The 13,605-nt window shown below is 66.3% G+C and carries 10 protein-coding genes; 5 read left to right on the top strand and 5 right to left on the bottom strand.

The genetic code is table 11. The annotated features are described in order from the left end of the window. Window positions 1-550: 550 nt before the first annotated feature. The 5 genes from VJ673_RS06560 to VJ673_RS06540 all read right to left on the bottom strand — a co-directional run bounded on the left by VJ673_RS06560 (window position 551) and on the right by VJ673_RS06540 (window position 6,086). Window positions 551-835: a hypothetical protein gene (locus tag VJ673_RS06560; protein WP_324125252.1), complete on the bottom strand. Its 285-nt coding sequence runs from the start codon at window positions 833-835 to the stop codon at window positions 551-553. Beyond that, on the bottom strand, window positions 835-3,576 hold the full coding sequence (locus VJ673_RS06555) for a hypothetical protein (protein WP_324125251.1): 2,742 nt from the start codon (window positions 3,574-3,576) through the stop codon (window positions 835-837). The genes VJ673_RS06560 and VJ673_RS06555 overlap by 1 nt, the downstream gene beginning before the upstream one ends. 15 nt (window positions 3,577-3,591) lie before the next feature. Then, a complete protein-coding gene (locus tag VJ673_RS06550) occupies window positions 3,592-3,819 on the bottom strand; it encodes a helix-turn-helix domain-containing protein (RefSeq protein WP_324125250.1) in 228 nt (75 codons plus the stop codon). A 102-nt stretch (window positions 3,820-3,921) separates the two neighbouring features. Then, window positions 3,922-4,863, bottom strand: coding sequence for a hypothetical protein (locus VJ673_RS06545; RefSeq protein ID WP_324125249.1), 942 nt, complete (start codon window positions 4,861-4,863; stop codon window positions 3,922-3,924). After that, a complete protein-coding gene (locus VJ673_RS06540) occupies window positions 4,860-6,086 on the bottom strand; it encodes a tyrosine-type recombinase/integrase (protein ID WP_324125248.1) in 1,227 nt (408 codons plus the stop codon). The genes VJ673_RS06545 and VJ673_RS06540 overlap by 4 nt, the downstream gene beginning before the upstream one ends. Window positions 6,087-6,429: 343 nt before the next feature. On the opposite strand from VJ673_RS06540, the gene VJ673_RS06535 reads away from it, so the two are divergent. The 5 genes from VJ673_RS06535 (at window position 6,430) to VJ673_RS06515 (ending at window position 13,584) form a co-directional block, all read left to right on the top strand. Beyond that, a complete protein-coding gene (locus tag VJ673_RS06535) occupies window positions 6,430-7,635 on the top strand; it encodes a CaiB/BaiF CoA transferase family protein (protein ID WP_324125247.1) in 1,206 nt (401 codons plus the stop codon). After that, window positions 7,636-8,172, top strand: a complete 537-nt coding sequence (def, locus tag VJ673_RS06530; protein ID WP_324125246.1) for a peptide deformylase — start codon at window positions 7,636-7,638, stop codon at window positions 8,170-8,172. It abuts the gene before it with no gap. A 119-nt stretch (window positions 8,173-8,291) separates the two neighbouring features. After that, the gene (imuA, locus tag VJ673_RS06525; protein WP_324125245.1) at window positions 8,292-8,987 is read left to right on the top strand and encodes a translesion DNA synthesis-associated protein ImuA; all 696 of its coding nucleotides are present in this window, start codon (window positions 8,292-8,294) and stop codon (window positions 8,985-8,987) included. Between the two features lie 2 nt (window positions 8,988-8,989). After that, window positions 8,990-10,417: a Y-family DNA polymerase gene (locus tag VJ673_RS06520; RefSeq protein ID WP_324125244.1), complete on the top strand. Its 1,428-nt coding sequence runs from the start codon at window positions 8,990-8,992 to the stop codon at window positions 10,415-10,417. A gap of 2 nt (window positions 10,418-10,419) precedes the next feature. Next, complete coding sequence (locus VJ673_RS06515; protein ID WP_324125314.1) at window positions 10,420-13,584, top strand: error-prone DNA polymerase; 3,165 nt, start codon at window positions 10,420-10,422, stop codon at window positions 13,582-13,584. Window positions 13,585-13,605 lie beyond the last annotated feature (21 nt).

Below are 13,605 nucleotides of genomic sequence, written 5' to 3'. Positions count from 1 at the left end.
ACCTTGGTGTTCGTGCTGGACGACTCGCCGCCTCCGTACTCGGATCGCGCCTCTACAACGGCTTCGTCGCCCTCGGCGGAAACCAGCTCACCGACCAACGCATCGACACCCCCCGCGACCTAGCGCCCCTTGCGCAGGTTTATCGCGACCTTCCGCCTCATCTACGTCAAGGCCGGCCAGATTGTCGGCGAGGGCAGTTATTCGTCGCGCCTGCCGGGCTCGGTGATGCTGCTCGTCGACCTGCCGGACCGGATTACTCAGGACATGGCGCGCTTCGGCGCCGATGGTTACGGGACGCAGCACAATCACCCGAGCGGCCGCGCCTCGCGGCGCTGGTACTGGCGAACTCGGACAAAAGGTACAGTTGCTGGCCCGTATGCCGATCGCCGCACGCTACAAGTCGAGCCCGAGGGGCCTCGCGCGCGCGAAGGGGGTGCGTACTGCGTGCGTACCAGAGCGCTCTTGCGAACCACTCCCCCCGTGTAGCCGCCCTGTGCACAAGAAAGAGGGAGCGGACCGCCCCCCCAGTCCGCTCGTCGAGCTACGGCCCTCAAACGCCCCGTCGCGGCTGCGCATCGAGGGCGGTCGGATAGTGCTGCAGCACCTCCGCGCGCGTCATTCCTTGCGGCACCGTGAACAGGATCGTTCTATCGGGCAACGCGACCATCCAGTGGCGATGCGCAACCAGACCCAGCATTTGGGCCTTGAAGCACGTGATCTGCTCGCGCAGGCCGTCCGTAAGACGATCACGTGGCCCGACCCACAGGTGGTCGCCGTCGCCCACAACCACAAGACCTTCGGCATTGAGCTGGTCCAGGAACTCCGGGGCGCCCATTAGAACGTCTCCATCATCGCCGGATTGCTCCAACGTGCTGCGCCCTCAGGCTGGCCGCCAATGGCCGTCACTGTCGATGCTGCTTGATCAGTCACGCTGACAGTTTTCTGCAGAGGCTCCTGAGAAACCTGCGAAACCTGCGAAACCTGCACAACGCGCCAGGACTCTGCTCCACGTGCTCTGCCGCAGCGCTCAAACTTGCGCCCCGCGATGATGCGTCCGACGTTGCGCTTGAGCCACCATCCCAGACGACGCCGGTTTATCAGGCCCCGCTCCTCCGCTACATCGCGCAACGCCTCCAGAAAGTCCGGGTGACCGCTGCACTCGGCATGGCGAACGACATCGCGCAGCAACATCGGCGTATTGCCGTGCGCCTCCTGCCAGCCAATCAGGACGCGGCCGAGAAGCTCCGCATCTGGGTCATGCGCAAGCTGCTCGAAGAGACGCGACGCGGGATCGGGCTGCCCCAGCCACAAGAGCGGCTGCCGACACCACTCGGACCAGCGCTGATACGAGGCCAACGGCTTGACGGGCGACATCGGGCAACCGGCCTGAAACCAGGCGCGGCTGATCGTCAAAGCGGCTGCCACGTACTTCGGGCGGTCGTCGCGAAGCTCAGCATCGAGATGCGGGCGTTTGAAGGCGCGCGCCACCGGGTTTTCGCAACGAGGATCGAGACGAATCGTCAGCACGCGCCGGGCCATGTCGCGCACCGGTGCCACGTTGTTGCCGGAGAAGAGCATCAGCGTGCGCGTCGACGCCGTCACGTCCTTACTCACGCCGAGGAGTCGCCCGCCAATGAACTCTTCGGTCAGGGTCGTCTTGAGCGCCTCGCTCGGCAAGATGTCGCCATTCAGGTCATCAAAGTTGATGACGGCCGGGCTCTTGATGAGCAGCGCGATCAGGGTCTTGCGCATTTCGTCCGCGTCGCCGGGGAACGCGATGCCCGGCACGTTCTGCGGCGTCGCCATCGCGCTGATGATGCGCGCCAAGAACGACTTTCCGCTACCGATCGCGTGTGCCGCGACAAGAAAGGCCGGCGCCGTCGGGAGACTGGCGCGAACGGACGCCGTCAGCATGGCCGAGAGTGCGGCTGCACGATCGATGTCGGCGTCGAAGGCGACCTCGGTCAATGCGTCTTCAAGCACGGCGAGCGCGCTGAGCGCGTCGTCACGCGTCGGATGATCCGGAATGTTGTACTGGCGGGCCTCAAAAGCACCAAAAAAGCCGGTCGCGGGGTCGTATCCCGCTGCGGTAACAATGGCGCCGTCGTTGCGCAGGTAGGGCTGGCGCGCGAGCCCACGCAGTACCGGCAGGTGCGGGTAGTCCGTCATGTCGAACAGGACCGCGTTGTGCTTTTCCGGCGGATCGATGAACTTCCATGCGTCGGAGCGCGCGTCGTAACGCTGCCAGTCCGCGACACGCGCCAACGCGCGCAGCAGAGCCCGCTGGGTGACCGGCACGACCGCAGTTTCGCCATTCGCCGGATTGGTTTGAACCGTCACGATCAGGCCGGCCGACTGATAGTGACGACCGGTCTGGGCCAGCAGATGCTCGGCGCGATCGACCACGAGATCGAGGGCCCCCGCCTGGACACGAAGGATGGGCTTCATCCTCGCGAAAATCGGGTCGATGCCCAGATACGCGAGCAGTTCGTGAATATGGAGGCGATCGCCGTGCGAGTGCAGGCACCGGAAGCCGCCAACGGGAAAGCCGTCACCCGGCTCGAAATACGCCGTCCCGCCGTCAACCTCGGCAGTATGTTCCGAGCACCAAGGACAAGTGACGTCATGCTTACCATTGCCGAGCGCCTTCTTGTACAGCCCCTGCGCGCGGAGCTCCACGAGAACGGGGTTGTCGTTGGGCACGGCGACAAACACCTCATCGGGGCTCGAATGCGGCGCGTGGCTACCGACGACCTTATTGCGGGCCGGCAGACGGTCAAGCGGCATGGGGGCGACGCCCAGGCAGCCGAGAATGGTCTTTACCGAATAGCGACGCTCGGGCGCCCACTCGATGAGGCGGCACGAGAAGACAGGGTCGAGCTTGCCGTTGATGCCGACAGGCAAACGCGCCAGACGTGCAGTCGGTCCGCCCGCACCCGGATCGCACAAACCGGCCACGATGATGGCCTTCATCAGGCGGTCAGCCGCTTCCGCATCCCGCAGCGGCTCGTCGAGGATCAGCCCCCCTTGGAAATTGCCGGGCGAGGTCTCGATGAGCCACGACAGCGCGAGGGTAACGCGCGCGCGATCGACCTTGCTGCCCAGATCGTCGAGCATGATCGCGTGCAGCCCTGCAAACGCCTTCTTGGTGCGGCGAAAATGTCCCGCCTCATCGTCGTAGAAGCTGCTCAGGGTGAAGTAGTTGTTGTGCGTGCCAACGAGTTCGTCACTAGCCGGACGCGCGCCCCAGGACTGCGGCGGTACCGTCGCGGGGTGCCCGGCGAAACTGACCACGCGCGAGCGGGCCGCCTCGACCTGTGCGTGGAAAACGGCATCGAGGAAATCGGCATTCGAGACAGCGGCACAGGTTTCGCCGGTTTTGCAGGTTTTCGTCTGGCCGTCGGCGAAAACTTCCGGCACAAACGCGGACGGCGCTGACTGGTGCGCGTCGTGCGCAGGAGAGACTAGGTTAAGATTGGCGTCGGAACTTTGCTGTCGGCCTTCATCGTTCGCGATGTGGGCCGATTCTTTTTGGGCGAGCGGATCCTCGCAGTGGGAGAGGTGATCGACGGACATGCTGTCGCCCTCCCGTTACGCCGTGGCGCCGTTGCCGCGCGTACGCGCCTCCAGCCACGCGAGGAGATCCGCGCGACGATAGCGAACCTTGCGTCCGACCTTCACGAACGGCAAACGGTAACGGCCCGTCGAACGCCACACCGACAGCGTGCCCGGGGAAACGTTGAGCAGCATCGCCGCGGATGTTTCATTGAGCAGGTCTGCGCCTGCCGCGATAAGGTTTGCGAGATTTTGCGTCGTCATTATTCGCCTCCGAGGGTTCCGGCCAAGCGCCGTATCGGGGGCGAAGTTTTGAATAAGTGACGAAGTCTGAAACGGGAAGAAACTCGCCGGTTCTCGTCGACTTTATTCCCGTGTGGTCGCTAAGTAGCCCCGAATATCGTCCCTCGTCAGAGGCGTTTTCAGATCGAGGACCGCCGTGGCAATCCGCGCGACGGTGTCGTGCAGCGGCTGGGAAAAATATTTGTGCATGAACCAGTCAAGGAGCTTGATTAGAAGAGGCCGCAGTGCGTCTTCGCCGCGTCCCGGCTGCTTGATCCGGGGTTCCCTCTCGGCCTCCACCTGAATCATTTCCATGAAGAACTGCAGGTGATCCTGCAGGCTCACTTCTCCCGCTCTGCTCGCCCAGAACTCCAGACGCCGAGGCAGGGCCCGTTCCGACCAGCGGGAAATCCTTTCATCCTCCAGTTCGTCTTCCCATGACTCGCAGCGAAACTCAGCGCAATCAGCGTCGCGCGTGACTCCTGGGCTCGCCGTCTCTTCCCATCCGATACGCTCGCCGCGAGCCTCCCGAAATTGCCAGTTTTGTCGGTCGAGGTAGCGAGCTGGCACATCGCGCGCGACTACCGCCACTTCACGCGCTGCGCCAATGACCTCAAGCAGTTTTTTTGCCTGCCCCTCCGCTGCCTTCAAATTCTTTCGCCTGACAGCCGCAGTATTTGCACCGTCAATCTGCTCGTAAAAAGACTCGAGCTCCTTTTCGACGAGAAACCACAGCATCCAGGGCACGTCCATGCCATTCCGACGAACGAAGGGGTCGTTCGACTCAAGGGGGCGCCCCAACGCCTTCCAGGCCGCCTCCATATCCGGTGACGCGAGCAGGCGCTCCAATGCCCCAAAAACCTTGTCATCGACCTTGGCCTGCCTTGCTATCCCATGGGGGCAGAAACCGCGGTCGTCGAGCTCTCCCATCTCGTCATTCATTTGCTGCCGAAGCGCACGCGAGTCCAACATTTGATCGCGCCGGCTCACCAACGATGTCGGAGCCCACTCGGGGAAACGCGTCATTGCCCACTCCGTTTGATAAGTAACGGCAGAATTTCTGCCCCATCTTTCAGGCCGCCGGCTTCCCACATCGCTGCAGTCGCCGTATTGACGGCCGCGCGCACCGGATCTAGGTCGAGCCGCGCATAGATCGCCGTCGCTTGCTGGCTCTTATGGTTCAGGCTCTTGCCGATGATCGCCAAGCTGGCCCCCGTCCTCGCCTGCCAGCTTCCGAAGGTGCGCCGCAGGTCATGGAGCGTTACTCCGTTCTCGACGTCGCGACCATAGGGGATACCTGCTCGCGCCATGACGCGCATTACCCCTTTTTTCGGCTCAACGAGATGGCCACTAGCGCTGTCACCAGGAAAGACAAAACCACCGCCTATCGTGGGCTGTCTCGTTTCAAGAATCGCCACCGCCTCTGGCGACAGGGTCACCGTCTGCGGCTCGTCGTTCTTGGTGCGAGGGATCCGCCACACCCCAGCCCGCAGGTCGATCTCCCTCCAGTGCATCGCGCACAGGTTTGCCCGGCGAGCACCGGTGAGCAGCGCCAGGAGAATGAAGTCACGCAAGGTGTCGTTTGGCTCTTCGGCGAGCGCCGCAAAGAACCGCGGCAGTTCGTCGGCCTGTAAGAATCGATCGCGGCTCACCTTCTTCCCGCTTACCTTCACCCCTTGCGCCGGATTCCGGTCGAGGAAGCCCCATTCCACTGCCTTTGCGAAAAGGCCCGACGCGAGTGCGCGAATGTTGCGCACCGTTGCCACCGACTTGCCGGCCTTCTCCGCGTCCAGGAGAACGCGTGCGATCATGTCTCGCGTGACTACAGACAGTTTCTTAGCCCCAAGAGGCTTCAGCAGGTAATCTCGGAACCGCTGCTGATCGGCGCACCACGCGCGCTTCTTCTCGCCATGCCGAGTCCCATATTCAGCGAAGAACCCGGACACCGTGAGTTCAGCCTTGAACGCGCGACGGGCTTCTGCGGGATTCGTGCCACTCGCGAACTCGGCGAGCAACTTCACAGCCTCCCCGCGTGCCCGCTCGACCGTCATCTCGGGGAAAGTGCCCAGCTTCACCCACACCATACTCGTGCCGGCCCGCTTCACCACGTAGAAGGTTCGGGTGCCGGCATGGGTCACGCGAAGGGCGAGTTTCGGCACTTCAGTGTCGTAGACGGTCAGCCGGATGCCGACCGGCGGGGATTCCAGGGCTTGAATTGCGCCCTTCGTGAACTTGAACTTGTTCGCCACAACTCACCTCGCATCCGGCGGGCTATCACCGGGCTAGCATGAGCCAGCAAATTACGTCATATTCCGTGCTAGCCCGTTAAGGTGAGTATCACCGAAAACCATTGCCCTGTATAGACTTGCTAAGATTCGTTAATCTACATGAGCTATCTGGAACACGGATTCATAACCCATAGGTCGGCAGTTCGATTCTGCCCATCACCACCACGATTTCGAAAGCCGCTGATCCGCAAGGTTCAGCGGCTTTTTCATTTGCGGCGTCGGTTTTGAGACGTCTGTCGGGCTGGAAATGGCGGTACCCTTCGTGCTCCCGGGCAAGTCGGCCCGCCAACGCATCCGGAGCGCCATGGCAACGAGCGCCACTCTCAAACCCCTTTCCGGCATCAAGGTCGTCGAGCTCGGCACGCTGATCGCCGGCCCCTTCGCGGCGCGAATTCTCGGCGAGTTCGGCGCAGAGGTGATCAAGATCGAATCGCCGGACGGCGGCGACCCGCTCCGGAAGTGGCGCAAGCTGTACGAAGGCACGTCGCTCTGGTGGTACCTGCAGTCGCGCAACAAGAAGTCGGTGACGGTGAATCTGAAGCATCCGGACGGCATCGAAGTCGTTCGAAAACTCGTGGCGCAGGCGGACATTGTGGTCGAGAACTTTCGCCCGGGCGTGCTCGAGAAGCTTGGCCTCGGCTGGGAGGCGCTGTCGGCGATCAATCCGGGCCTCGTCATGCTGCGCTTGTCGGGTTTCGGTCAGACCGGACCGATGGCCCGGCAGCCGGGATTCGGTGCGATCGGAGAGTCGATGGGCGGGCTGCGTTACGTGACGGGCTTTCCGGACCGGCCGCCGGTCAAGACCGGCATCTCGATCGGCGATTCGATTGCCGCCTTGTGGGGCGCGCTCGGTGCGCTGATGGCGCTGCGCCACAAGGAGGTCAATGGCGGTCGCGGGCAGGTGGTGGACGTGGCACTTTACGAAGCGGTATTCGCGATGATGGAATCGCTGGTGCCGGAGTTCGACGTGTTCGGCTTCGTGCGCGAGCGCACCGGCAACATCATGCCCGGGATCACGCCCTCCAACACGCACACCACAAAGGATGGCAAGCACGTGGCAATCGGGGCGAACGGCGATGCGATCTTCCGTCGGCTGATGCAGACCATGGGCCGCGACGATCTCGCCGAAGACCCATCACTCGCGGACAACGCAGGGCGAGACGCGCGACGCGAGGAGATCTACGCGCTGATCGATGCCTGGGTCGCCGATCACGACGAGGCCGCGGTGCTGGAGGCGCTCGCCGCGGCCGAGGTACCGGCATCCCGTATCTATTCGGTCCCGGACATGTTCGCGGATCCGCAATTCCTCGCGCGGGAAATGTTGCAGACGGTGAGCTTGCCCGACGGACGCTCATGCCGCATGCCGGGCATCGTACCGAAGCTCTCGCTCACGCCCGGCGAGGCGGAGTCGCTCGGGCCGGCGCTGGGCGAGCATACGGATGCAGTGCTCGGCGCGCTCGGGTACGACGCGACGGCGATCCGGGCGCTCAGGGAAGGCGGAGCGATCTGAATGGCGATCAGAACACTGCTCAAGATGGGCGATCCGCGTCTGCTGCAGCCAGCGGCGCCGGTCGACGAGTTCGCCACCGCGGCGCTCAACGCGCTGATCGGAGACATGTTCGACACGATGGCCGCGGCAGGTGGCGTGGGCCTCGCCGCGCCGCAGATCGGCGTGGGGCTGCAGGTCGTGATCTTCGGCTTCGAGCGCAGCGAGCGCTATCCGGACGCGCCGCCGGTGCCGCGCACCGTCCTCGTCAATCCGGTCATCACCGTGCTCGACGCGACGGAAGAGGAAGGCTGGGAGGGCTGCCTCTCGGTGCCGGGGCTGCGCGGCGTCGTGCCGCGCCATCGCCGCATCCGTTACCAGGGCTTCGACCCGGCGGGCAATCCGATCGACCGCGAGGCGGAAGGCTTTCACGCGCGGGTCGTACAGCACGAGTGCGATCACCTGAACGGCGTGCTGTTCCCGATGCGAGTGCGGGACTTTACGCGTTTCGGTTTCACGGACGTGCTGTTTCCGGAAATGGCGGATCAGGGCGACGACTGAGCGGGCAATTGGCTCGCATTAAATGACAATAACATCACTCCATTCCTGCGGGCTCGTCTTGCGCGGACTTAAATACTGTATAAAATTACAGTTACTAACCACCCGCGTCGCCTCTTGGAATGTCCCTGTCCGCCTCTGCCCTACTGCAAAGTCTTCAGCGCTCGGACCTCTGGTCGGGGGCACGGCTGGCCACTTCTTCGGTGTCGGGCGTGGCAAGCGGCTTTCCGGCACTGGATGCGGTGCTGCCCGGCGGTGGATGGCCCTGCGGTGAGCTGACTGAGGTTTTCCAGGCCCGCCAGGGCATCGGCGAGCTCACGCTGTTGCTGCCCGCGCTGGCGGGACTGGTCGCCGAGGATGGCTGGATCGCAGCGGTGGCGCCGCCGTGGCCGCTGCACGCCCCGGCTTGGCAGGCGAACGGTCTGCCGCTGGAGCGCCTGCTGGTGATCCGGGCCGAGGGCCAGGAGACGGCATGGGCCTGCGAGCAACTTCTCGCGAGCGGTGCGCTGTCGGGGCTGCTCGCCTGGCTACCCGAGATTGACACCCGGCAACTGCGACGTCTGCAGCTCGCAAGCGAATCCCACCCCGGGCCGGTGTACCTGTTCCGCCCGGCGGCTCAGGCCGGCATGGCTTCGCCGGCGCCGCTGCGCCTGACGCTCGATGCCGCCCCCGACGGGCTCGCCGTCACGCTGTTCAAGCGCCGCGGCCCGCCCTTGGCCGCCCCGCTGATCCTGAAGGTGAAGCGACCGGTGAGAACGGTACGTCGCACGGCACGTCGGATGACACCGATCGCACTCCACCCTGTTCCGGTTTCGTGACCATGCTGTGGCTCGCCCTGCGCTTTCCCCGCCTCGCGGTGGAAACCCTCTCCCTCCCGCCCCCGGCCGTGGCATTGCACCGCGGCCGGGTGGCGGTGGCGGACGAGGCCGCGACCGTCGCCGGGGTGCGTTCGGGGATGCGGCTGGCGGGCGCACTGGGCCTCGTCCCCGGCCTGATCGGACGCGAACGCGATCTCGCCGGGGAAACCGACGCGCTACACCGACTTGCCTGCGCGGCCGGGGAATTCACCCCCCAAGTGAGCATCGCCTCGCCGGACGAGCTGCTGCTCGAGATCGGCGGCTGCCTGCGCCTCTTCGGCGGCCTGCCGCCCCTACTCGCGCGGATCGCCGCGAGCTATGCCGAACAGGGCTTCGCCCGTCAGTGGGGACTCGCGCCCACGCCGCTCGCGGCGCAGTGGCTCGCCCGCTGCGCGCCGGTCGATGGCCCGCCGCCAGCCCTCGTCGATGACGCCAAGCTGCGCGCCGCCGTCGCCCCCCTGCCGGTCGGCGTACTGGCTGTGCCGGAGCGCACCGCGGGCCGACTCACCACGCTCGGCGTATGGCGGCTCGCAGACCTGATGGTGCTGCCCCGCGCGGGCCTCGCCCACCGTTTCGGCCCCGAACTGCCCGGCCTGCTGGCCCGGGCCCTCGGAGAGGTCCCTGACCTGCGCCCGCCTTTCGTCTTTCCCGAACACTTCCGGGACGGACTGGAACTGCCGGCACGGGTCGAGGACGCGGCCCGCCTGCTGTTCGCCGCGAGCCGCCTGCTCGCCGCACTGGCGGGATGGCTCGCGGTGCGCTGCGCCGGCATCCAGTCCTGTCACCTGATGCTGTTTCACGAGGGGCGGCCGCCTTCCCGGGTCGAACTCGGCTTCGCCAGCCCCACGCGCGACCCGGAGCGCCTGCAGCGGGTGCTGCGCGAACGCCTCGACCGTCTGGAACTCGTCGCCCCGGTAGTCAGCCTGGGGCTGGAAGCGCCGGAGCCTCATGCTCTGCCCGGCACGAACGCCGTGCTCTTCGGCCATGGCGGCACGACGCGTCTCGCACCGGTGGTGGAGCGCCTGCGCGCACGGCTCGGTCCGGAGGCCGTGCATGGCCTGACTGCGGTCGCCGATCATCGCCCCGAACAGGCGAGCCGCCCGGTGGCCGAACCGGCTGCCGCCCGGTCCAGCGAAGCACCCTCAGGCCCCCGCCCGCTGTGGCTGCTGCCCGAGCCGCGGCCGCTCGCGGAAGAGAACGGCGCACCTTGTCATGAGGGACGATTGCGCCTGCTAACACGCGCAGAGCGCATCGAAAGCGGCTGGTGGGACGGCGGCGAAGGCCTCGGCGACGTGCAGCGGGACTACTTCGTCGCGCTGAGCCCGCAAGGGGAATGGCTGTGGATCTTCCGCGACGGGCAGTCGTGGTGGCTGCACGGGCTCTTTGCGTGAGCATGCAGGACGGAATTCGCCATGCCCCCCCCCTGCCCGCCTACGCGGAACTGCACTGCCTTTCGAACTACAGCTTTTTGCGCGGCGCTTCGCATCCCGAGGAACTGGTCGCCCAGGCGTATGAGCTGGGCTATGCCGCGCTGGCCTTGACCGACGAATGTTCGATGGCGGGGGCGGTGCGGGCCTTCGACGCGTGGCGCCAACTCGACGAGGCGGCGCACCAGGCCGGCTCGGACTTCACGCTGAAACTCATCCACGGTGCCGAGTTCCGGCTCGCCTGCGGCCTGCGCCTGGTGCTGCTCGCCTGCAATCGGGCGGGCTACGGCAATCTCTCGGCACTGATCACGCTGGCACGGCGTCGCTCGGAAAAGGGCAGCTACCGCCTACTGCGGGGGGACCTTGAATCGCCGTCGCCTGGCGGCGCGGTGCCCGACTGCCTTGCTCTGTGGCTGCCGGAAGAGAACGCCGACGTCGACGACGGGCGCTGGATCGCGGATCGCTTCCCCGGCCGGGCTTGGCTCGCGGTGGAACTGCATGCCGGCCCCAACGACGGAGCGCGTCTCGATCGGCTGCTCGAGCTCGCTGCCGACTGCGGCCTACCCCCTGTCGCAAGTGGCGACGTCCATATGCATGCGCGCGGCCGCCGTCCGCTACAGGACATGCTCACTGCGCTGCGGATCGGGACCTCCGTGTTCGAAGCCGGCCATGCCCTCTTCCCGAACGGCGAGCGACATCTGCGCCATCCGCTGCGCCTCGCCCGCCTGTATCCGCCGGAACTCCTCGCGGAGACGATCGAGATCGCCCGCCACTGCGAATTTTCGTTGGCGGAGCTGCGCTACGAGTACCCGGAGGAGATCGTCCCACCGGGCCTCACCGCCGCCGCCTACCTGCGCCAGGAAACCCTCGCCGGGCTCGCCAGGCGCTATCCGAGCGGCGCACCGGAGGGCATACTGGCCGGCGTCGAGAAGGAGCTCGCGCTGATCGCCGAACTCGGCTACGAGCCCTTCTTCCTGACCGTGTACGACATCGTCTGCTTCGCGCGCAGCCAAGGCATCCTGTGCCAGGGCCGCGGCTCGGCGGCCAATTCGACGGTGTGCTACGCGCTGGGCGTCACCGAAGTCGACCCGACGCGCGCAAGCCTGCTCTTCGAACGCTTCATCTCGAAGGAGCGCAACGAACCGCCGGACATCGACGTCGATTTCGAGCATGAGCGGCGCGAAATCGTCATCCAGTACATTTACAAGAAATATTCTAGGGAACGCGCCGCACTCGCTGCGACCGTGATCCGCTACCGCACCCGCGGCGCGCTGCGCGACGCGGGCCGAGCGCTCGGCTTCGGCCGCGAAGAGATCGACGCGCTCGCCGGCTCGCTCGCGTGGTGGGACAAGCGCGAGGCGCTGCCGCAGCGGCTGCGGGAAATCGGCCTCGCGCCGGAGAGCCCGCGCGTCGCAAAGTGGATCGCGCTGACCGAGATGCTCGTCGGCTTTCCCCGCCACCTCTCACAGCACGTCGGCGGCTTCGTGATCTCGCGCGGACCCCTAGGGCGACTCGTGCCGGTCGAGAACGCCGCGATGGTCGACCGTTCGGTGATCCAGTGGGACAAGGAGGATATCGAAATCCTCGGTCTCCTCAAGGTCGACGTGCTGGCGCTCGGCATGCTGAGCGTGATCCGTCGCAGCCTCGAACTCGTGAGCCAGCGCCGCGGCCGCCCCTTCGGCCTGCCGGACATTCCCGCGAAGGACGAAGCCACTTTCGAAGCCCTGTGCCGCGCCGATTCGATCGGGGTGTTCCAGGTCGAGTCGCGCGCCCAGATGGCGATGCTGCCGCGGCTGCAGCCACGCCGCTTCTACGACCTCGTCGTGCAGGTGGCGATCGTGCGCCCCGGGCCGATCCAGGGCGACATGGTCCATCCCTACCTCGCCCGCCGCGCCGACCCGGAAGGCGCCCGGCGCGAGATGGCGCGCATGCCGGCAGAGATCCGCGCCGTGCTCGAACGCACCGAGGGTGTGCCGATCTTTCAGGAGCAGGTGATGGCGCTCGCCGTCGCCGCGGCCGGCTTCACGCCCGGCGAGGCCGACCAGCTACGGCGCGCGATGGCCTCGTGGCGACAGAAGGGCCATATCGCGCGCTTCCAGGAAAAACTACGCCAGGGGATGGCCGACAATATGCACGACCCCGCCTTCGCCGAGGCACTGTGCCGCCAGATCGAAGGCTTCGGCGAATACGGCTTTCCCGAGTCGCACGCCGCAAGCTTCGCGCTGCTCGCTTACAGCTCCGCCTGGCTCAAGCGCCACGAGCCGGAAGCCTTCCTGTGCGGGCTGCTAAACAGCCAGCCGATGGGCTTCTACGCGCCCAGCCAGCTGATCCAGGATGCGCGCCGCCACGACGTCACGGTGCTGCCGGTGGATGTCACCGCGAGCGACTGGGAGAGCGGCTTCGAATGGTTGCCCGAGCACGACCGCCCTGCCGTCCGGCTCGGCCTGCGCGAGATCAAGGGCTTCCCCGAGGCGCCTGCGCTGCGCATTGTCGCCGCCCGCGCCGCACGCCCCTTCCGCGACGTGCAGGACCTCGCCGCGCGCGCCAACCTCGACCGACGCGCGCTCGACCTCCTCGCCGCCGCCGACGCGCTGGCGCCGCTCGCCGGCCATCGTCGCGAGGCGGCGTGGCAAGCCGCCGGCGTGCGGCTGCAGGGTGACCTCTTCGACGACGTCCCGCTGGTGGAGGCGCCGCCCGTGCTGGCGGCTCCCCGCGAGTGCGAGGAACTCGTCGCCGACTATGCCGCAACCGGCCTCACGCTGCGCCGCCATCCCCTGGCACTGCTACGCGCGCGCCTCACCGAGCAGCGCTTCCTGCCCGCATCCCGCCTCGCCGGGATGGAGCACCGCGCGCTCGCCCGCGCCGCCGGCATCGTCACCGGCCGGCAGCGCCCGGGCACCGCTGGCGGGGTGATCTTCGTGACGCTGGAAGACGAGACCGGCATGACCAACGTCGTCGTCTATGCCGACCTCGCCGAGCGCCAGCGCCGCGAACTCCTCGGCGCGCGCCTGCTGGGCGTCTATGGCCAACTCCAGCGCGAAGGCCGCGTCGTGCATCTGCTCGCCAAGCGGCTCGTCGACCTCAGCCCCTGGCTGGGCCGGCTCGAAACGAGCAGCCGCGACTTCCACTAAACCTCTTGCGCCAACTTGTCC

Origin of the sequence: Aromatoleum sp. (assembly GCF_035254505.1) — a bacterium.
Taxonomy (GTDB): domain Bacteria; phylum Pseudomonadota; class Gammaproteobacteria; order Burkholderiales; family Rhodocyclaceae; genus Aromatoleum.
This window is presented reverse-complemented; position numbering and strand designations above follow the sequence as displayed.